27 protein-coding genes are annotated in these 19,587 nt (G+C 47.0%); 24 read left to right on the top strand and 3 right to left on the bottom strand.

What is annotated here, in order from left to right:
- The first annotated feature begins 112 nt into the window (after positions 1–112).
- Positions 113–1,294 carry a hypothetical protein gene (locus G7092_RS17055; protein WP_129568322.1) on the top strand — a complete coding sequence of 394 codons (1,182 nt, stop codon included), beginning with the start codon at positions 113–115 and terminating at the stop codon, positions 1,292–1,294.
- A 5-nt stretch (positions 1,295–1,299) separates the two neighbouring features.
- On the opposite strand, the gene G7092_RS30810 is transcribed toward G7092_RS17055, so the two are convergent.
- On the bottom strand, positions 1,300–1,422 hold the full coding sequence (locus tag G7092_RS30810) for a hypothetical protein (protein WP_262511168.1): 123 nt from the start codon (positions 1,420–1,422) through the stop codon (positions 1,300–1,302).
- 214 nt (positions 1,423–1,636) lie between these two features.
- On the opposite strand from G7092_RS30810, the gene G7092_RS30805 reads away from it, so the two are divergent.
- Positions 1,637–1,891: a helix-turn-helix domain-containing protein gene (locus G7092_RS30805; protein ID WP_317170004.1), complete on the top strand. Its 255-nt coding sequence runs from the start codon at positions 1,637–1,639 to the stop codon at positions 1,889–1,891.
- Between the two features lie 419 nt (positions 1,892–2,310).
- On the opposite strand, the gene G7092_RS17045 is transcribed toward G7092_RS30805, so the two are convergent.
- On the bottom strand, positions 2,311–2,709 hold the full coding sequence (locus G7092_RS17045) for a DUF1398 domain-containing protein (RefSeq protein ID WP_129568324.1): 399 nt from the start codon (positions 2,707–2,709) through the stop codon (positions 2,311–2,313).
- A gap of 64 nt (positions 2,710–2,773) precedes the next feature.
- Positions 2,774–3,538 (bottom strand): helix-turn-helix domain-containing protein, encoded by a 765-nt coding sequence (locus G7092_RS17040; RefSeq protein ID WP_129568325.1) that lies wholly within the window; start codon positions 3,536–3,538, stop codon positions 2,774–2,776.
- A 134-nt stretch (positions 3,539–3,672) separates the two neighbouring features.
- On the opposite strand from G7092_RS17040, the gene G7092_RS17035 reads away from it, so the two are divergent.
- From G7092_RS17035 to G7092_RS16930, 22 genes are all read left to right on the top strand, one after another.
- On the top strand, positions 3,673–4,614 hold the full coding sequence (locus tag G7092_RS17035) for a DUF8464 domain-containing protein (protein WP_129568326.1): 942 nt from the start codon (positions 3,673–3,675) through the stop codon (positions 4,612–4,614).
- A gap of 174 nt (positions 4,615–4,788) precedes the next feature.
- Positions 4,789–5,199 carry a plasmid mobilization protein gene (locus G7092_RS17030; RefSeq protein ID WP_129568327.1) on the top strand — a complete coding sequence of 137 codons (411 nt, stop codon included), beginning with the start codon at positions 4,789–4,791 and terminating at the stop codon, positions 5,197–5,199.
- A 277-nt stretch (positions 5,200–5,476) separates the two neighbouring features.
- Positions 5,477–6,469: a relaxase/mobilization nuclease domain-containing protein gene (locus G7092_RS17025; protein WP_129568328.1), complete on the top strand. Its 993-nt coding sequence runs from the start codon at positions 5,477–5,479 to the stop codon at positions 6,467–6,469.
- Positions 6,470–6,490: 21 nt separating this feature from the next.
- Entirely contained in the window at positions 6,491–7,117 is a 627-nt protein-coding gene (locus G7092_RS17020; RefSeq protein ID WP_129568329.1) for a ParA family protein, read from the top strand.
- On the top strand, positions 7,105–7,464 hold the full coding sequence (locus tag G7092_RS17015) for a hypothetical protein (RefSeq protein ID WP_129568330.1): 360 nt from the start codon (positions 7,105–7,107) through the stop codon (positions 7,462–7,464). The genes G7092_RS17020 and G7092_RS17015 overlap by 13 nt, the downstream gene beginning before the upstream one ends.
- Positions 7,461–7,877: a hypothetical protein gene (locus G7092_RS17010; protein ID WP_129568331.1), complete on the top strand. Its 417-nt coding sequence runs from the start codon at positions 7,461–7,463 to the stop codon at positions 7,875–7,877. Before G7092_RS17015 ends, G7092_RS17010 begins: the two co-directional genes overlap by 4 nt.
- Entirely contained in the window at positions 7,874–8,158 is a 285-nt protein-coding gene (locus G7092_RS17005; protein WP_129568332.1) for a hypothetical protein, read from the top strand. Before G7092_RS17010 ends, G7092_RS17005 begins: the two co-directional genes overlap by 4 nt.
- 3 nt (positions 8,159–8,161) lie before the next feature.
- Positions 8,162–8,452, top strand: a complete 291-nt coding sequence (locus G7092_RS17000) for a DUF4134 family protein (protein WP_129568333.1) — start codon at positions 8,162–8,164, stop codon at positions 8,450–8,452.
- 219 nt (positions 8,453–8,671) lie between these two features.
- Positions 8,672–8,977, top strand: coding sequence for a DUF4134 domain-containing protein (locus G7092_RS16995; protein ID WP_129568334.1), 306 nt, complete (start codon positions 8,672–8,674; stop codon positions 8,975–8,977).
- A gap of 2 nt (positions 8,978–8,979) precedes the next feature.
- Positions 8,980–9,267 carry a plasmid transfer protein gene (locus G7092_RS16990; protein ID WP_129568335.1) on the top strand — a complete coding sequence of 96 codons (288 nt, stop codon included), beginning with the start codon at positions 8,980–8,982 and terminating at the stop codon, positions 9,265–9,267.
- Positions 9,245–11,668 (top strand): TraG family conjugative transposon ATPase, encoded by a 2,424-nt coding sequence (locus G7092_RS16985; protein ID WP_129568336.1) that lies wholly within the window; start codon positions 9,245–9,247, stop codon positions 11,666–11,668. Before G7092_RS16990 ends, G7092_RS16985 begins: the two co-directional genes overlap by 23 nt.
- Positions 11,665–12,342 carry a hypothetical protein gene (locus G7092_RS16980; protein ID WP_166091196.1) on the top strand — a complete coding sequence of 226 codons (678 nt, stop codon included), beginning with the start codon at positions 11,665–11,667 and terminating at the stop codon, positions 12,340–12,342. Before G7092_RS16985 ends, G7092_RS16980 begins: the two co-directional genes overlap by 4 nt.
- Positions 12,339–12,863, top strand: coding sequence for an MT-A70 family methyltransferase (locus G7092_RS16975; RefSeq protein ID WP_129568337.1), 525 nt, complete (start codon positions 12,339–12,341; stop codon positions 12,861–12,863). Before G7092_RS16980 ends, G7092_RS16975 begins: the two co-directional genes overlap by 4 nt.
- A 7-nt stretch (positions 12,864–12,870) precedes the next feature.
- The gene (locus G7092_RS16970; protein WP_129568338.1) at positions 12,871–13,536 is read left to right on the top strand and encodes a hypothetical protein; all 666 of its coding nucleotides are present in this window, start codon (positions 12,871–12,873) and stop codon (positions 13,534–13,536) included.
- Complete coding sequence (locus G7092_RS16965) at positions 13,533–14,198, top strand: hypothetical protein (protein ID WP_129568339.1); 666 nt, start codon at positions 13,533–13,535, stop codon at positions 14,196–14,198. Before G7092_RS16970 ends, G7092_RS16965 begins: the two co-directional genes overlap by 4 nt.
- A 68-nt stretch (positions 14,199–14,266) precedes the next feature.
- The gene (locus G7092_RS16960; RefSeq protein ID WP_129568340.1) at positions 14,267–15,049 is read left to right on the top strand and encodes a hypothetical protein; all 783 of its coding nucleotides are present in this window, start codon (positions 14,267–14,269) and stop codon (positions 15,047–15,049) included.
- The gene (locus tag G7092_RS16955) at positions 15,046–16,206 is read left to right on the top strand and encodes a TraJ family protein (RefSeq protein WP_129568341.1); all 1,161 of its coding nucleotides are present in this window, start codon (positions 15,046–15,048) and stop codon (positions 16,204–16,206) included. The genes G7092_RS16960 and G7092_RS16955 overlap by 4 nt, the downstream gene beginning before the upstream one ends.
- A gap of 79 nt (positions 16,207–16,285) precedes the next feature.
- Complete coding sequence (traK, locus tag G7092_RS16950; RefSeq protein WP_438861464.1) at positions 16,286–16,912, top strand: conjugative transposon protein TraK; 627 nt, start codon at positions 16,286–16,288, stop codon at positions 16,910–16,912.
- Complete coding sequence (locus G7092_RS16945) at positions 16,890–17,303, top strand: hypothetical protein (RefSeq protein ID WP_129568343.1); 414 nt, start codon at positions 16,890–16,892, stop codon at positions 17,301–17,303. The genes traK and G7092_RS16945 overlap by 23 nt, the downstream gene beginning before the upstream one ends.
- Before the next feature lie 6 nt (positions 17,304–17,309).
- Positions 17,310–18,518: a conjugative transposon protein TraM gene (gene traM, locus G7092_RS16940; RefSeq protein WP_129568344.1), complete on the top strand. Its 1,209-nt coding sequence runs from the start codon at positions 17,310–17,312 to the stop codon at positions 18,516–18,518.
- A 23-nt stretch (positions 18,519–18,541) separates the two neighbouring features.
- The gene (locus tag G7092_RS16935; RefSeq protein WP_129568345.1) at positions 18,542–19,336 is read left to right on the top strand and encodes a DUF4138 domain-containing protein; all 795 of its coding nucleotides are present in this window, start codon (positions 18,542–18,544) and stop codon (positions 19,334–19,336) included.
- Between the two features lie 18 nt (positions 19,337–19,354).
- Complete coding sequence (locus G7092_RS16930) at positions 19,355–19,570, top strand: hypothetical protein (RefSeq protein WP_129568346.1); 216 nt, start codon at positions 19,355–19,357, stop codon at positions 19,568–19,570.
- Positions 19,571–19,587: the final 17 nt, after the last annotated feature.

Here is a 19,587-nt window from a genome sequence, read left to right as displayed (position 1 = left end):
TTTATTAATAATAGCATGATGCAGCAATTACCACTTGAATTTCCGAATATTTATCTTAAATCCCTTATCCTTAATTATTTATTGCAAATGAAAAATTTATCTGAAGTCAGCTATGAATTTACTATCCGAACAGCTTCAGCTTTTTGTGACCGATTCGTTAAATCCGCAGAAATTCGCTGGACACCAAATTTCAAAAAAGGAATTTGAAAATTGGAAAGCTTTTTTATCCGATGAAATTGCCGGTATAAAACACCAAGCCGGCTATTGTCCCCATGCGAACCGGGGAAAGAACAAAAACGGGATCATTTCATTTATCAATCAAATCGTTGATTTAAGCAATGCAGTCAATATTTACCTTACGAAATTACATCCCATCTGGAAAACGCACCCCCAGGCCGAACAGATCAGGGCCAATTACCAGTACACCTGTAATGTGTTCGAAGAACTGATCGCTGCCCTTTGCGGGACCTACCGCTTTGCTGAGGGCCTGGTCAAAATCACCAATTATAACCTGCCGCAGGTTAAAATGCATTTGAAGCAGCAACATCACTTATTAGCGGAACATCTGAATGATAAAGACATTGATGAGCCCTTAAAGGAATTGGCATTGTACGGTTTTTCTCTGCTTATGCAGCGTAAGGAACTCCGGGGAATTGACGAGGCTTATCTGCAGGAGCTGGCCGATATTATTCTGCAAAGGCCGGATTTAGACACCCAGGCGTTTATGGAACTGCTGATCACCCACGATTTTAACCTCCCCGAATTTTTTCACTATTGTGTCAGCACCTGGCGCAAACGCCTGTCGGACATTCCGGGACTGCATGAACAGCAGGAAATGTTGCTGACCGAGAGGGACCAGCTCTATAATTTACATATTGAAAAAGGATTGCAAATGCCAGGGGCATCATCCCTGTTATATGAAGACCTGGACCGGTTCCTTTCCGAGAAGTACGCATTTGCAAAACAATTGCTGAAACTCAGGCGGGACGCAGTGATGGACAAAGAAAAGGCCAAAGCCGGGATACGGTTCCTGATGAATCTACCCGTGCCGCAATTCGGCCTTTTTATCCGGATGCAGATCGAAAAAGGCTTATTGCCAAAAGAAAATGTCGGCGACCTCTTTAGTTTTTTTGCCCTGCACTTTTATACCCCTCACACTTTATTTATGTCTGCGGAAAGCTTACAAAAAAAATCTACGGATGTGGAATTTTCGACTGCCCAGAAAATGAAAGGTCACCTGATCGGGATGCTGAACTGGCTCAATTCAAATTTTAATTTATCCAATTATAATTAAGGCGGCTATAACTGATTTTCCTGGAACTGGCGCAGCAAGCCCTGTTCCTTCAGCAGATCGAGCATATCTGCATACCATGTAAAACTAAATTCCTTATGCTGCTTTAGCCTTGAAAGGTTTACCTTCATGACATCCCCAAGGTTAAATAACCCTAAGCGTTCTGCTTGCTGGATAAATTGATTCCCCACGCCAAGTGTTGAAAAGGAACAATTAAGTTTACTCACTTCTACCATTGTTGGAAACTAATTTACAATTTGAATATATCAAAATTGGTTATTATGATACAAACCTAAAAACAAAAATTATGGATATGAAATATACTTCATACTAAACAACGGATTTGTGTTGCACATTCGTTCTGTGAAGAACGTCCGAAACCAACCACTTATCAACGCACTTGGCCAAAGGGTCAGGATTCTTAGAACCCAAAAGAAACTTTCCATGGAAAGGCTTGCCGAATTATCCGAGATAGATTATCGCCAGGTATCTTATGTTGAACTGGGACAAACTGATGCTTCGATCAGTACCTTATCCGCATTATGCAAAGGTCTCGAAATTACTTTGGCAGAATTAATGGATGCTGAAGGATTGAAATAACCCACTCTTTTATAAATACTTACATATTTTACGCTTTGCGCAAACTGCCATCAGCAACAGGGGGGTGAAAACTTTGTTTCACCCCCTTTCACTGGTTGCGCATCCCCGTATCCGCTTGCTTTGCTTCCATGATCACCACAACGGTGACCGATCAACCAGTTAACCTGGTTATCAAGCGAGCGTTATTTGACATTGGGGGATAAAGCATTATCCGGCGGGGAGCCGGAAATTTCGCGAAGGTGAGCGTAAAGCCGCAATATGCCGAAAGCGCGAAGGCAGGTGAATAGCCCGGATCGTAGGATCTGACGTGAGTAATCCCGAAAATATAGATACCGGCAGAAGCGAATTACCGGGTTCGATACCCGCTGCCGGTACGATTTATCCCATTGGGGATATTGCTTTATTAAAATAATCTTCACTTAATAACCACTTTCCGGGATAGGTTCTGCAACCAGGCTGTTGCCCGCCAGATCGTAATAAGTGCAGATCATTGCCTGGGTGTCAACAACCCATTTGTTCACCCCAGCTCCGGCCACCAGCTGACAGAATGTTAAGAAATCGCTTTTGCCCTGCTGATGCTCGGCAATGATCTGCCGGACGGCGATTGATGAGGACTGAATTGAAATTATTTTTTCGGGATAGCGCGCCTCGCCATTTACCTGTAAGCCGTTTGCGCCGTGGTATTCGGTTTGTCCGTTTTTCACCAGGAAGTCATAATGCACTAGGCCCAGTTGTTTTATTTCATGCACATAAGCGGGGAAATCTATGCCGCTTTTTACTTTGGCGTGTGCCGCCCTTATTTGTTGTAGTGTGAACATCTTTTTTGTTTTTTCGATGCTCAAAGGTAGCCCGGCCAAAACGCCCCGGATTGTAAAAATCCGTTTATTTCAGGCGCTTTAAATATTGTTCAGGCGTGACCGCGGCGAATTTTTTGAAGTCTTTTATAAAATGCGCCTGGTCATAGAATGCTGAAAGATATTCGGCATAATCCTGGTTACCTCGTTCCATAGCCGCCAATACGTTCCGTGCCCTGACAATGGTAGCAAACTTTTTAGGGGAGGCACCGATTGCCTGTCGGAAGCGTTTTTCAAGCGGGCTGGCGCTGGTATGCAGCAAAGAAGCAAGTTCGCTCATGCGAATAGTGCCTTTCGACTGGTGGATATATTCCAACGCGCGATTAACGAGGAGATCAGCGGAACGTTCGTTTAATTGTCCGGTCAAAAATTGCTCGACCAGTTTGATGCGGTCATGATCGCCCGTAGCCGTAACCAGTTTTTCTTCGAGTTCAGCAAGTTCGCTGGCATCAAAGAAATGTTCCAGTGGCAGGCTTTTCCCGAACAGTTCGTGCAAGGGTTGGTGAAAAAACCTGGCCGCGCCGGTTTCCCGGAATACGACCAACACCGAACCTATGCCGGCAGTGTTTTGGAATACCCGGTAAGTATCCCGTAAACCCGTTATACCGGCGGTCGCCAGCGGGTGCGTTTTAGCATCAGTTAAGTAAGCCAGTTTACCCCGGTACTGAAAACCGATCACTAAGGCGGTATCAGGCAGGATCTGATAAGTGTTCGGATCTTCATTTTCCGAAACAATCAGGTGCTTCACATAAGGCAGTAGCTGATCACAAGGTAAATAAACTTGAAACTTCATAGCTAAAGTTACCAATTATCAATGAATAGGCAGCGACTAACTGCCCCATTAACCAAGGCATCTTTCTTAATGCGAACAGGTGTCTTTTTTTTTTGCCGGTTACCGGCTTTCTGTTTAACTCAAATCCATTATTTATGTCAAAGTTATTAACCGCCAGGGAGCTGAAGGAACAAGCCTCGCTGGTAGACCTGCTAAGCCGTTTAGGATATCAGCCTGTTCCCAAACGCGGCCGCGAAAAAATGTATATCAGTATGCTGCGGGACAATGATAGCAATCCATCCTTTAGTGTGAACGATGATCTTGGTGTATGGTTCGACCACGGTGCCGGGAAAGGCGGGAACATTATTGATTTTGGTTTGGCCTATTGGAAGCATTTGGGGTTTAACGAGGTGGTTAAAAAGATCCAGGACGTATGTTCAATCGAAGCAGCTGAACCGAGGACGTTAAGGCCCCGAAAACCTGTCAAGGTCAACCATGTCGTTGAAAAAGTAAGGCCGTTGGGCGCACATCCGGCTATAACAGATTATTTAAAAAGCCGGGGAGTGTTTGAAGTTGCCAAATTTTACCTGAGCGAGGTCTATTATTTCGTAGAGGATGAGAACGATGTTCGTAAACATTATTTCGCCGCAGGCTGGCTGAATGAAAATAACTCCTGGGAGGTTCGAAACAGGTATTTCAAAGGCTGTATGGGACACAAAGGCATAACCTTTATTCCCGGACATCCGAAAAAGGCTGCCCTGTTTGAAGGCTTTCTTGACTTTTTGAGCTGGCGTTTTGACAATCCCGAGGCAGACCACAGTATTATAGTTTTAAATACCCTGACCTTGTTACAACAAGGTATCGCCAAAGCAAAAGCCTTTTCCTGCCTGGATATCTATTTTGACCGGGATAAGGCCGGTAAACTGGCCAGCAGGGATTTTTTAAAAGCATTACCCTATGCTACCGACCGTTCATCGGCATACGAAGGTTTTAACGATTATAATGATAAGATAAAGGCGCAGGTCAAAACAGGTGCCAGTGAGCAAGGAATCAAAACGAATTTCTTTGGTAATATTAAAGTGCCTTTTGTTAGGTAGCGCCCACAGTCCGATAACGGCAGAGCCGCCACCCAACTTCTTATTTGAGGGTTGAAGCCCAATTTATTAGTCAGGATTTCCGTTGCTTTTGCAACGGCAAGATGTCTTTTTGTTTCACAAAAAGTCACTTGCCCTCCCGGGAGGATTTAAAAAAATTTCGCAACTCATTTTTTCATGGAGCCTATTAAGAAACTGAATGGGAGGCCGAAATTAAAGGAAGGTAAACGGACGAAATTCATTAATGTCAGGTTTACGGAAGACGAATACAGGGAAGTAACTGAACTGGAAAAAGAGTTGTCTGTTTCTAAAACAGACCTCATCAGGATGCGGATTTTATCGGATGCGAAAAAGACGGTGATCAATTCCAGGGAGCTGATCAGATACATTGACGACGCAGGTGCGGAAATGGGACGGATCGGCAATAATATTAACCAGCTGGCTAAACATGCGAACACCCTTAAGTTAAAGGGTGCGCTGAATCCTGCCGTTATAAAGCAATTCAACCTGCTGTTTGAAGAATACATCAGTGTCCAACAACAGTTCGAAGTTTCGCTCCGGAAGATCATCCGTGCCATGGGAGCGTAATACACAGATCGACGGATCACAAGATCTATAGATTGGGAGGTAACAAGATCGGAGGGTCGCCAGATTAACAGATTGGAAGATAACATGATCGCAGGATCACCTGATAGACAGCGCGGTAGATTTGCATATCGCAAGCTATGCCGATAGGCAGATTGTTAGATTCAAGGATTAGCTGATCGTAAGCTATGCAGATTGGATGATCATAAGCTGGTATGATTGGGCGATATCCTGATCGGTTGATAAACTGCTCAGCCGATAGGCCTTTTAAAATTAACCTATGATCGCCCGTATTCTCGAAAAGCCATCCAGGACCTTCGCCGGCGTTAAGTACAATACCGACAAGGTTGACCGCAATACCGGCGAGCTGATGCTGATCGCCAATTTCGGGGCGATGCATGCGCTGAGCAACCCGCGGCCGCAGGACCTGGTTAACTATCTGCTGATGGTTTCCGCCCAGAATAAAGGTATTAAAAATACGCAGTTCCACGCGGTCATTTCAGCATCGGGCCGTAATTATAACAAACAGGAATTAACAAAGATTGCAGTGATGTGGCTTAAAGAAATGAAATACGGCGACCAGCCTTATCTCATTGTCTTCCATAAAGACACGGAAAATAATCACGTTCACGTGGTCAGTTCCCGCGTAGGAAAAGACGGGAAACAGATCGACCGTGATTACGAACAGGTCCGTGCGGTTCGAAACATCAACCAGGTATTGGGCTATGACTTTGCCATGCAATACCGCTTCAGCACCAAAGCGCAGTTCTATCTGATCCTGGAAAACCAGGGTTTTCTCGGGCGGGATTACCTTAATGAAGAGAAGCTTCAAAAAAAGATAAATGCTTATAAACCCGACAGGGCGAGAATTGCAGAACTGCGGGATTTGTTTATTGCCTATAAGGCATCGCCCGATTTCGTTGCATTGATGCATAAGCACTACGGCCTCGACCTGGTATTTCACTCATCCGAAGGAAAAGCACCTTATGGTTATACGGTCATAGACCATTCCACCAAACAGGTTTTTAAAGGAAGCGAGATCCTGAAGCTGCAATACCTGCTGGACCCGCATATGGAAATTCAAGCGGCATTGAGGCCACCGGTCATGGAACTTCATGATTACCTGAGTGACAATGCCATCACCTATTATTCCGGGTATGCACCCGAACCTATTTATATCCGGCCCATCATGATAGCGGATGACGTAGATGACCAGCAGGTGCTTGGCATGAAGCGGCGCAGACAAAAGAAAGCAAGAACAAACACCCGTTAAGGGATCAACCCATGAAAAATTATGATCTGTTTATTTGGAAACCAAAAGGGCGGCGTTGGAAAAAGTACGCTCACCGTCCTATCAGGGAATTACCTGAGCCTGGCTAAAGACTGGCCGGTTACCATCATTGACATGGATTACCAGCAGTCCATTTCGCAAAAGTTTGAAAAAGCCAAGGTGCTGGAAAATGAAGAGCCGTATGATGTGTTACCGGCAAACCTGGAAAGTTTCGCCCCGCTGATCCCCGTCCTTACAAAAAACAAGAAGGACGCGGTATTGATCGACCTGCCCGGCAAACTGGATGATGATGGGCTAATCCCCGTCTTTAAAGCCGCCGACCTGGTCATCTGCCCGTTCGCTTATGACGAGTTTACCTTTGAATCCACGGTGTTATTTAGTGTCGTTCTTAAGAAGGTAAATCCCAAAGTGGATGTTGTTTTTATCCCCAACCGGATCAAGGCAAATGTCAAGTTCGAGATCATGAGCGAGGTAAATGAGCAGCTTTCCAAATTCGGAAAGATCACCGCAGCCATACCGGACCGTATCGACTTTCAACGTATTACCACCTTTCAAACACCCTTATCCCTGTATGGGATCATCACCCCTGTTTTCGATGAAATATTTGCTGACCGATTATGGAAAAAATGAAATCATTAGCCGACCAACTCCGGGAAAAAATGATAAAACCCGGTGAAAAGCCGGTCAAGGCCAGACAGGCGCCAGCAGCCACTAATACTAAAAAGCCGGGACAAAAAGCAAACAAGTCCGCCACTGTGCCTATACTTCAGTTATTGGCTGAATATGATAACAGCGATCATAAGACAATGGTACATTTCCGGTTTGATAAACAAACCGTCGACTTTCTGAACCAGTTTAAAATAGCGACCGGGGTAGATGCCACAAAATTCGTTGCGTATTCCGTCCGGCAATTTATCAGTCTGCATCCCGAACTGAAAACAATCATCAAGGAATTTATACAAAACTCATACTTATGACGCGGATAAAATTTGTAACCGGAATCCTTTGCGCCTATGCGGCCTATTACTCGGTGCTGATCCTCTGCGACGCTAAAGGCCAAAAGCGTGCAGGCATAAACGTCGCGAACGATCTGCGTACCGGCAAGCCAGAGCCCGAAAATATAATTGACATAAAAAACGAGCATAAAGCCAATGGGGTCTTAACTCATGATACGGTGCTCAGATCACTTTGGGCCTATGACAATAGTGACCATAAAAGCCTGGTACACGTCCGTTTTGATAAACCAACCGTCGATCTGATGAACAAGTTTAAAATGGCGACCGGAACGGACATCACAAAATTTGTCGCCTTTGCCGTCAAATATTTCCTGGAAACCAACCCGGAAATCAAAATCATTATTAAAAAATTCATACAAAACACAGAACTATGACCTGGATAAAATTTGCCGTATGGCTGCTTGGTATCTATACCATTTATTATGCAGCCCTTATCTTTTGGGACTACCTGCGAACTAACCGCAGGGAAACCGGGAGTGACCAACATGAACTCACTTTTGTCGAAGATGTTGAACCCGTTAAATCACATGTAGAGGAAGTTACCGGTACCGGGAAAGATTCCTCTTTTACCTTTTCAGGCGGTGTAAACCTGAAACAGCTTTTCAATCTCGCCCGTGAGGAATCGGTCGAGTACATCAAAGCAGTAAGCTTCTGACCCATGAAATATTTCCTGTCTTTTGCCGGCTGCCTGGTATCAGCGGCGGCATTTGCCCAACCCGGTATCGCTGAGATGCAGCAGGCTAAACAGGACCTGTCCTCATCCTTTTTTTCGGCCTTCGATTTTGCAATGGTCCTGGCTGTCCTGTTCGGCCTGTTAGGTGCCCTAAGGGTGTACCATAACTGGCAGATGGGTAAGGACCGCATAGATTCAGCCGTGGCTGCATGGTTCTTCGCTTCATTCTTTATGATCCTTGCGGGTCCTTTTTTGCGGGCATTATTCGGAATCTGATTGCCCGTTTTTTTAAGCGCTTCCACCCGGAGCGATAAAAGATTTCTGTCTAAACATCCAAACCCAACTTTTCAGGTAAGCGTAGCGCTGCTGCTACTAATCCCTATCGGGTGAATTTATTGGGGCGTTGTTCGTGATCTGGACGCCCTTTCATGATAACCCGGCCTCCTCCCGGCTGGCCCTAAAAGATCTCCGCCTTTATTTTTTTTCTCCAATTTAATGTTTACAAAAACAAAAAAATTATGGGCTTCAGCCGTATTGCTGGCCCTGTCGGTTCCTGTATTTGCACAAAGCGGCGTTAACGGCCTGAACACTGCAACCACAACCTTAAAGACCTATGTAGCACCGGTAACCAATATCACGCTGGTGATCGGTGGTATCGTCGGCATTGTGGGTGCCATCCGCGTCTATTCCAAATGGAACAGCGGTGACCAAGACATCAATAAAGAACTCATGGGATGGGGCGGCAGCTGCGTCTTTCTCGTAGTTTCCGCATTGGTGATCAAAGCTTTCTTCGGCTTATAATCATGGCCAGGAAGTATCCTGTATATAAGGGGCTGCAACGGCCCCTTATATTCAAAGGGTTCAAAGGCAAATTCATTTACTGGGGTATTGCCTCCCTTCTGACCGGCCTCGTATTCGGCGCATTAACCATGTCACTGGTCAACATGTGGCTTGGCGCCATGGTACTGATCGGCTTTGTCGTTGGCGGATTATTATTCACCGCCTCGAAACAAAAAGGCGGCCTTCATTCCAAAAGCCGCAGCTCAAACATTTACATTTTAAATCATTATGGGCGTAAAAACCTTGTTTAACATTCCCTATGCGGGTGTGGATAAAGATGGGGAATACGATCTGCTCATCGGCCTGAACGGCGAATATTCGGTGGTTATACAGATGATCAACCCCGTCATCCGTTATTCCGCCTATCCCGCAGGTTACGAAGAATTTCACCACCTGCTGATTAACGTCGTCAAAATATTGGGCGATGGTTATCTGCTGCAAAAACAGGACATGATCAGCCGCTCACCCTATAAAGGGCCGCCGGCAAGTGAATACCTGCAACAACAATACAATGCCCATTTCGAAGGAAGGGAATGCCTGCAGGTAGCCACCTATCTGACGATAACACGCCAGGTCAAAAAAGGGGCGTTTTATGTTTTCGATGGCCGTCTGCTGGGTGAATTCAGGCAGGCTGTGGGCAAGGTGCTTGACATATTACCATCAGCGCGCGCCCTTAACGAAGGCCAGTTGAACCAATTGGTGCTGCAATTGCTGAGCATGGAATTTGGCCGGCCAAATATTGTATTAAATAACCTTTCGCCATCCGAGACCGAGATCAGGATAGGTGAAAAGGCCGTCAGGTGTCTCAGCTTGGTCAATATAGACAGCATCGACCTGCCACCGGACGTTGCCACACACATCGAGCTGAATGACAAGGAAAGCATGCGGGGCTTCCCGGTGGATTTCTTGTCTTTTCTTTTTAAGGTACCCGGGGTCGATGTGATCGTTTTTAATCAGCTCATCGAAATACCTAACCAGGTCGTTACGCTGCGCAAGCTGGAACAAAAAAAGAAACGGCACGCAGGTATTCCCGACCCCGCTAACCAGCTATGCGTGGAAGACATCGACCTTTTATTAAACGATGTTGCCCGTGAAAACCAACTCCTTGTCAACTGCCACTTCAATATTATCGTCGCTGCACCGGTTGCCGCCATCCAGAAGGCAGTGAATTTCGTGGAAAGTTCACTGTTCCAATTAGGGATCATTCCCAGCAAGAACGCTTATAACCAATTAGAGCTTTTCAGGACAGCATTGCCGGGTAACGGGGTGGAGCTTAAAGAATATGATTGGTTCCTGACAACGTGCGACGCGGCCATTTGCTTTTTCTTTAAGGAATCGCTGCCAAAGGATGAGCCGTCCGATTTTCTGCTGCGGTTTACTGATCGCCAGGGCATTCCCGTAGGTATGGACCCGGCAGATCTGCCGATGCGCACAGGCCGGATCAACAACCGGAACAAGTTCGTTTTAGGGCCCAGCGGCTCGGGTAAGAGCTTCTTTATGAATGCCCTGATCGAGCAGTATATGCTCTTCAACATGGACATGGTGATCGTCGATACCGGCCACTCGTATTCCGGGCTGTGTTCTTATTACCAGGGGAAGTACATTACCTATACGGACAAAACACCGATCACGATGAACCCCTTCCGCATTACCGAAGCGGAATACAATATTGAAAAGAAAGATTTCCTGTGCACACTGGTCGGGGTAGCCTGGAAAGGTGCCGAAGGAACCTTCAGCCCTGTAGAACGCGATGTGGTGGCCAACGTGATATCGGCTTATTACAGTAAGTTCTTTGCTGACGGCGGCGAATTGAACTTTAATACCTTTTATGAATTTGCGCTGGAGAAAATACCTGAGATCAAAAGCGAAGAAAAGATCATTTTTGATTTTGACGAGTTCCGCTATGTGCTGAAAAAATTCTATAAGGGCGGTGAATTTGCACCGATCCTGAACAAGGAAGCCGATAAATCGCTCTTCACCGAACGCTTTATTGTTTTCGAGATCGATAGTATAAAGGAGCACAAGATCCTCTTTCCCATCGTTACGCTGATCATAATGGATGTGTTCATCCAAAAGATGCGGTACCGGTCGGACAGGCGTAAAGCGTTAGTTGTAGAGGAAGCCTGGAAAGCCATTGCAAGCCCCTTAATGGCGGGTTATTTGCTCTATTTATACAAGACGGTCAGGAAGTTTTGGGGCGAGGCGATAGTCGTTACGCAGGAACTTGGCGACATCATCGGCAACGCAGTGGTTAAGGACAGCATCATTAATAACTCAGACACGATTTGCCTGCTCGACCAAACTAAATTCAAAGACAATTATAATGATATCGCAGCCTTATTATCTATAAATGAGACTGAGCGCCGCAAAATATTTACGATCAACCAACTGGATAACACGGACAATCGCGGCCGCTTCAAAGAAGTGTATATCCGGCGCGGTGCCGTTGGGGAAGTTTACGGTGTAGAAGTGTCCTTACCGCAGTACCTTACTTATACAACAGAAAAACCGGAGAAATCAGCGGTAGAAAGCTATACCAATCGCTTCGGTTCCTATCCTGAAGGGCTCGATGCCTTTATCCGGAATTTTAAAGACAGCGGTAAATCTTTACCTGCTTTTATTTCACAGGTTAATCAAAATCACCAATCATGAAAACCAGCATTTTTAAACTTTCAATTTTAGGGCTACTGCTATTTTTTAATATTGACAATTCCCGCGCACAAACCCTGACCGTTGACCCGGCAGTTTCCGCCGCGATCGCCGTTAACGCCGGAGTGATCAACGGCCAGTTGAATACCACCAATAATAAGCTTGACCTGATCCAGAAAGGCCAGCTCGCCGTCAGTGGCCAGCTGGTCATCGTAAATGACCTGCAAAATAAGATCTACCAGGGCCTGAGCCAGGTTGCCTCCGTGATTAATAACCTCACCACGATCAAAGAGATCGCGGAATGCGGCACCGACATTATCAACGATGTAGAGGCCTCGGTCACCCTGGCCAAATCCGACCCGGTATTATTGCTTTTTGCTGAACAGGGCGCACGCGATTTCGAGACAAGGGCAGCGACTTTATCAGCCGATGTGACTGCCTTCGTGCTCAAGGGTGGTAAAAACCTCATGGATTCCGGTGAACGCGGCAGGATGCTGAACCATATCGCCGATGAAATGCGCATCCTTCGCGGTATCGCTTACGGGATGGACAGAAGCATGTACTGGGCGAAGATCAACGGTATATTTCGGTCATTGAATCCCTGGGCGGAATGGCAGAACCAGGATGTCAGGATAGCTAATGATGTATTGACCAACGCCAAATACCTGAAGCAATGAATTATGAAGTTTACATGATCTGCCCGCCATGGCGACAGTATCGTAATTACCAGCGATCACAACGCTGGATGATGGACAACCTCCCGCCGAAAACGTTAAAAGCGATGAAGGCATTTTATTTCATACGGGATTGCCTGGAAATTGGTTCATCCCCTAATCAAATGCTGTTCGTCTGGGTCACTTCAAAATTCACGGAAGACTGCAGGGCATATATGAAGCAGTTGGGGTATACCTACTGCAACTATCTCGTCTGGCAAAGACCTCAATGGAAAAAGGGCACGACAAAAATGGTATTCGAATACCTGATGGTTTTCTATAAGGGTCGTTTGTCTTCGCCAGTCGTGCCGTTTCCTGAAGCGCTGGCATCGCCCTTTACGGCAAAAGTTAAAAACAAAAACGAAAAACCCGCCGATGCTTACGTCCTGATCGAATCTATGTTTCCGATGAGCAACAAGCTCCAGATTTTGGGCTTAACGACCCGCCCCGGTTGGGACCTGTTCAGGCACAACGGCAAAAAATAATTGACCTATGAAATCTATACTATTAATACCGGCTATCACCCTGGCCTTTATGGGTAATGCATTTGCACAACAAAAAATACTGGATATCCCCGCACTGCATCAGCTAGTTGATGAGTCGGAGTCCGAAAATAAACTACAGGTAAAGGCAAAAAACCAACAAGCGCTGGCAACGGCGAACGAACAGGCTAACCTGACCTTGCTGGATAAAATGAAGAACATGTACCGGACGCTGCAGCAACGCTATAACACGCTCGGTACAGCCATTAATATAGCAGATATCGGCATATACGCCACGCCAATGGTGGACCGCATTGTCAGCAACCAGGCGCAGATCGTACAGTTGGTCCAGAAAAATCCTGCGTTGATCGCCGTCGGTTATCAATCAGCCCTGCAATTTGCTTCCCAGGCGAAAAGTCTCGTAGCTTATGTCACGGGCCTCACACTTTCGCTGGGCGACGTGAACCAGATGAAGGCTTCCGACCGGAAATTGCTTTTTGATTATGTGCTCTCCGAACTGAGCAAAATACAGGACCTGTCGGGCAATATGCTTAGCATGATGCAGTATTCCAGCCTGGCTTCCCTGCTAAGGGCCGCAAATCCCTTTCAGAATTTTATAGATGCCGATAAGTCTATCGGCAGTGATATCATCCAAAATGCCAAATACCTCAAATGAAAAACGTATTAATCGCAGCATTCCTGCTGATGCCTTTTCAATGGTTGCGGGCACAGGAATATGTCATAGACTACCAGCACCTGGTCGCCGTCACCCAAAATGCCGCGGTCAGAAGCGGCGCAGAGACGACACATGACCAGTATCTCGGCAAGATCAATAACAATATCAATGACCTCAACACTAATGTAGGGTCGGTGGTATTGGCACAGACCATGATCTACAATGGGCTGGCGAATGTGAATTCAGCGCTGAAGGATGGCCTCGCCGTCAAAAACATGGCCGTTATTATCGCGGATATGACGGGTTATATTAACCAGGCACTGGAGATGGCCCGAAGCGAGCCCTATCTGCTCGTATTTGCGGGGAATATTGCTTCGGAAATGCGAACGCGGTCACTGGCGCTGGTTACCGACGTTTCCGGCTATATCCTCAAGGAAGGCAATAACGTACTGGCGGACTATAATGCCCGCGACCAGTTATTACGCAAGGTGGTCACCCAATTGCAAATACTGGACGGCTTAGCTTATGGTGCCTGGAAAGCGATGTATTGGGCAAAGGAACGCGGCGTGATCGCCTCCCTTGATCCCTTTGCCAATTATGTCAGCCAGGATACCCGTGTCGTCAACCAGATCATTCAAAACGCTAAATACTTACACCAATAATCATCATTCGTAATCATCATCCGGCTAGCCGGATGATTGCTTGAATACTGTTTCAAAACAATTTAATCATGAAAATATTCTTAATTCCGTTACCCTTAATATGGATCGCGCTGATCCATCAGTGCTTCGGCCAGGCTGTGGCACAGGACAAAGCCGTCAGGTACCAGGAAGAACGTATGGTATACCTCCAATGGGACCAGAATAAGTTTGAACCGAAGGCCGGTTTTTTAAGCCTTAATCCTTATTACTGGCTAACCTGGGGCTTGTTTCACCCGAATTATCATAAGACGGACCTCCGGCCATTGAGCGCTGCCGGGCCACAGACCCAGCGCCTCGCGCTGGTAGGCGCTATGAACACAACTGATAATAAATACAAACTGCAATCGGATACGGTACGTAACACAGCACTGTCTGAAATCGCTAACCAATCCGGTTTGATCGCTGATGCCGACCCCTTATGGCAGCTGTATTACAGCAATGAATTAAAACCTGTATTAAATAATTCAGCAACTTCTATCCTGACAGGGTTGTCCCCGCAAGTCAGCGCCAAACTGGTTTCCGAAGGGCTTTATAGCTGGTATAAAAATGAACTGGATATGTTAAAGGAAAGGATACAGGCCGCGCACTCGACCACGATGGACCGGGGCGCAAGGATCCTGGCCTATCACCGTTACCTGATGGAATACCGCAGGCTGGCCGGTGTCTGGGCGATCCGTACCTCATCGGCGCAAGCCACTTTAGAAATGACCGCACAGCAGCAAAAGCTGAAAGCCAACCAGGTGACGGTCAGTAACTGGACGCCACAAACGGACATCCAGATCGCTAACCAAGTTTTACAACACCTGCAATGAAAAAGAAAATAGCTTTATTGATACTGCTGCTATGCCTATGTATAACAGTTGTGTCCGCCCAGGCCACGACGAATACCGATAATACCAAAACGCTGCAGTTTTTGCAGGGTGACGGCGTTTACGAAGCCGGCGTCATGGTTTTTCTAAAAGGCCTCAAAGATTCCGTTTGGACACATTTCGATCTGTTCATTACAGACGCCAAGGCGCTTGCCGCTATATTTATGATCATATTTTTTGCGATCAAGTCCTACGAGATGATGGTCGGTGATAAGCAATTGGAGATCATGCCGCTGTTGCGGCCCTTTGGGCTGGCCATGATCATTTTATGGTGGGGCGCGTTCGTAAAAATGATCGCATTTCCAACCGACCTGGTGGCCAACCAGACCGAACAGATGTTTGACAGCGAGCAAGCAACCGTGGATAACCTGCGTCTCAACCGCTCCAACCTGATGCTTGCCGTGGCCAACTCCCTCTATACCTACCAGGCTCAAACCGAGGTCGCCGAAAAGGAAAGCGATACCTGGTACGGACAGGCCTGGGATGCGGTGACCAGCACGGTCAAGCAGGGCATTTCAACTGTAGTAGCACCCTTGCTGGAGCTGAAGAACCGGCTGACGGTCGGCCTGCAATTGCTGTTTACCCAATTGCTGGAACTATTAGGGATATGGATACTGCGCCTGGCAGTTTACATTATCTTTATGATCCAGATCATCTATTCGACCATATTGATCATACTCGGGCCATTTGCGGTCGCCGTCAGTATCCTGCCGGCATTCCGCGATAGCTTCAGCACCTGGATCGCCCGCTTTATCTCCGTAAACCTGTATAGCGGCATCGCTTACCTGATCATGTACCTGTGCGGTCTGATGCAGGAATATGCGCTAACCTCCGAGATCACCAAATACAAAGAATTGGTCGGCGAGAACGGCCTGAGTGCAAACCTGGAAAAAATGGCCTGGTTCGCCGGAAATGGTATCCTGTCCTTTGGTACCGTCATTATTGTATTCCTGATCGGCGCTATTTGTATGTTCACGGTGCCCAGCATCTCGACCTGGATCATCTCGACTTCCGGTATCAGTTCAGCGACCTCGACCTTTGGCCGCAGCGCGGGAACTGTAGTAAGTATGGCCAGGAAGGCATCCGGAAGCTTCTTTTAACCGCTTCTGTTTATTTCTCTTTCTTTCTCCTTTTTATTTGAGGCTGACCTGCGAATGCGGGCCGGCCTTTTTCATTTAAATGTCATTGATCATGATCATAAAAAATATCGAAGCGAAAATAAGGCTGGCGACATTCATTGCCGCGGGCAGCCTGCTGACCTCGCTGATTATTGTCGGCATGAACTGTCTCTACGCCTTCAGGCTTGTCTCTAATGCACAAAAAAGCATTTATATCCTGGATAACAACATCCCCATACTGGCCCGGCAGACCGATGTGCAGATGAACCGCCCGGCGGAATACCGGGCTCATGTCGACCTGTTCCATTCCCTGTTCTTCTCCCTGACGCCGGATGATAACTACATGGAGTACCAGATGAAAAAAGCCATGTACCTGGTGGATGAATCCGGCATGGAACAATACAATAACCTGAAAGAGAACGGTTTTTTTAATTCCATTCTGTCCTCCAGTTCCGTACTGACGCTGCAAACCGATTCCATCACGGTAGATATGCCCAAACACTATTTCCGGTATTACGGAAAATTAAAGATCGACCGCCGCAGCTCAACGGTTGTCCGCTCGCTCATCACCGAAGGCTACCTGAAAGATATCCCGCGAAGCGATAATAACCCGCATGGCGTTCTGATCTGTGGCTGGAAGACCCTTGAAAACAAAGACCTGCAAGATGTGGAAAAAAATACATTCTAACAGGGATCCCAGGGATACCCTGTATAGCGAAATACGCAAGGAATTCGGCGCCTATTTCAACATTGCCGGGGATGCGGCAAAACGTCTGGCCGGAGCCTATCCCAGGTTCTTTTTTGGATGTATGGTCTTGTTGATGGCCCTGTCTTTTGTGCTGTCATTCACAGTTTTCAGGCACCCCGAAAGGGCCAAAGCTATTGCCGTTGAAAAGGTCAGCCCGCTGGAGGACGGCTTCAGCAAGATCATGCAGGCGACCGGCAGTATCCGGGAAACCATACAACTCAAAAAGCTGGTTGACAGCCTGACAGCAAAGAAGCAACTGACGGGGCAGGACAGCACCTTACTGGACAGCGCCCTCGACCATCTCTCCAAAATTCATCAAACACTCAAATAAAATGCTATGAAAATTAATTTTAAGCAGCCCAAATATGTGCTGCCCGTTATCCTGCTGCCTTTTTTGTGCCTGTTCTTTTACGCCTGGCACAGCGGTTTTTCCAAACCGAAGCAAGTAGTCAAAGAAAATACCGGGTTGAACGGCTCAGTCGGCAATGTCTCCGCCGATGTGCGTAAAAAGCAGCTGGCCGATAAGCTGGACGCCTACCGCAATACCTACAAGGAAGCGGACGGACTAACCGCGGTAAATGTGATCCCGCGCGAAAGCTCCAGCAATCCCGCCTATAACAATGATTATTCCGATCAGCAAAAGAAAAAACTGGATTCCATCCAGCAGGCGATGAAGCTAAAATTCGGCACAGCAAATAGCCCGGTTGGCGGACCCGTTCAAACCGAAAGCGTCAGCCATGACCGGCAGGTCGCCAAAGCTATTGAAGCCATGAGCCGCAGGCAGGCGAATACCACCGGTCCGGCGGAAAGCTCCCCGAAGGAAAAAGACCCAATGGAAGTGTTTAAGGCCCAAATGGCCATTATGGATAGCATCAATAAACAAAATGATCCGGCCTACAAGGAGGAACTGAAGAAAAAGCAGTTAGCCGACAAAGCAGCCAGGCAAAAAGAAAACCGGTTTAAACTGGCGGTTGAAAAAGCGGACGCGATCTCAAGCGACTTTAACACGGTGCTTCCGGCAAAAGAACCTGCCTTTATCAGTGCGGTCATCGACGAAAATGTGACCGGTTACGCCGGCTCACGACTCCGGCTGAAGCTGCTGGAAGACATCAAAGCGGGAAATAACCTGATCAAAGCAGGTACTTACCTGTTTGCCCAAATCAGCGGCTTTTCGGAGCAGCGTGTCACGCTGGCCATTACCTCTATCTTATACGAGGGAAGAATACTGCCGGTTAAGCTGGATGTATATGATATGGACGGCCTGCCCGGCCTCTATGTGCCTTCATCTGCCTTTCGCGATTTTACCAAAGACCTGGGCGGCAACGCTGTTCAGGGCGTAACGATCGATGGCAGTTCCGGCAACAGCCAGTTTATCATGAGCTCACTTGATAAAGTTTTTCAGTCTACTTCGTCCGCCATTGCGGACCTCATCCGCAAAAACAAAGCGAAGCTCAAATACAATTCATATATCTATCTGATCGACACCGATGCGCTGCAAAACGCACACAACGGCCCAGCCGTGCCGGATGCCGATAAAACGAAATAAACACCCGAAAAAACTTACGAATCATGAAAAAGATGTTATTCTTCTTATTGGTGCTATGTGCCCCATCCCTTTATGCCCAGGAAAAACTGCCGGTAGTTTATTTGCCGGAAAACCTGACGATCCATTTTATTTCCCCGGAAGCCATCCAATACGTGGATATTTCCACGAAAGAGCTGATCGGCGATCTGCCGCTCAAAAACGTTTTGCGTTTAAAATTGCGGGACTCCCTGAAAACTTTTTCGGGTTCGGTGGTTACCGTGGCAGGCGAGAAATTTATTGCACAATACCGGCTCTTACCCGGCTATCCGGGCGTACCTACAGCGGTCAATATTGTTCCGAACGATATGCGGCCCCTGGATATCTCCGGCATCGGCCTGTCACAAAACCAGCTGAAGGCATTAGCGCTAAGCCTGGTGGCCAAAAGCCCCGATAAGCGCATGGAAAAGGTTAAAGCCTTCGGCATCAAAGGACGATTGAACCATGTGTACACCGTCGGTGATTACATTTTCCTCGACATCGGTTACCACAACAAAACGAACTTGAAATATGATATCGCCGATCTCCGGTTTAAGGTGGATGATAAAAAAGTAACCAAGGCAGCCAATAACCAGTCGGTAGAGGTCAAACCGGAGTTTGTATTGTTCAACCCGCCAGCCTTCTCCAAAAATTACAGGAACATCTTCGTCTTTAAAAAGATGTCCTTTCCCGGGAATAAGGTACTGCATGCGGAACTCAGTGAAAAGCAGCTTTCCGGGCGCATCATAACCCTCAGCATTTCCTACCAGGATATACTCGACGCGGATATGTTGCCCAACTAATTCTTTTACTCATTTTGTATGACTGAATCCATAGCCTACGATTATGTAAAGCTCGTACTGGAACAGGAATTTTTCAGGACCTATCTGCGCTTTTCCAACCACGGGATACTGCACTACGAGCTTACCAATATCCTCGAACTCTGTGCGCCCTTAATGACGGGCCTGGACGAGGACGACCGCTTCTTAAAATATGAAGTGATCGGCACCATAGCAGATTATTTACAGGAGGTGTGATATGGCATTTAACCCGG

It is taken from the genome of Mucilaginibacter inviolabilis (assembly GCF_011089895.1).
GTDB classification, from domain to species: domain Bacteria; phylum Bacteroidota; class Bacteroidia; order Sphingobacteriales; family Sphingobacteriaceae; genus Mucilaginibacter; species Mucilaginibacter inviolabilis.
Note: the sequence above shows the minus strand (reverse complement) of the source record. Positions and strands in the feature narration are given on the sequence as shown.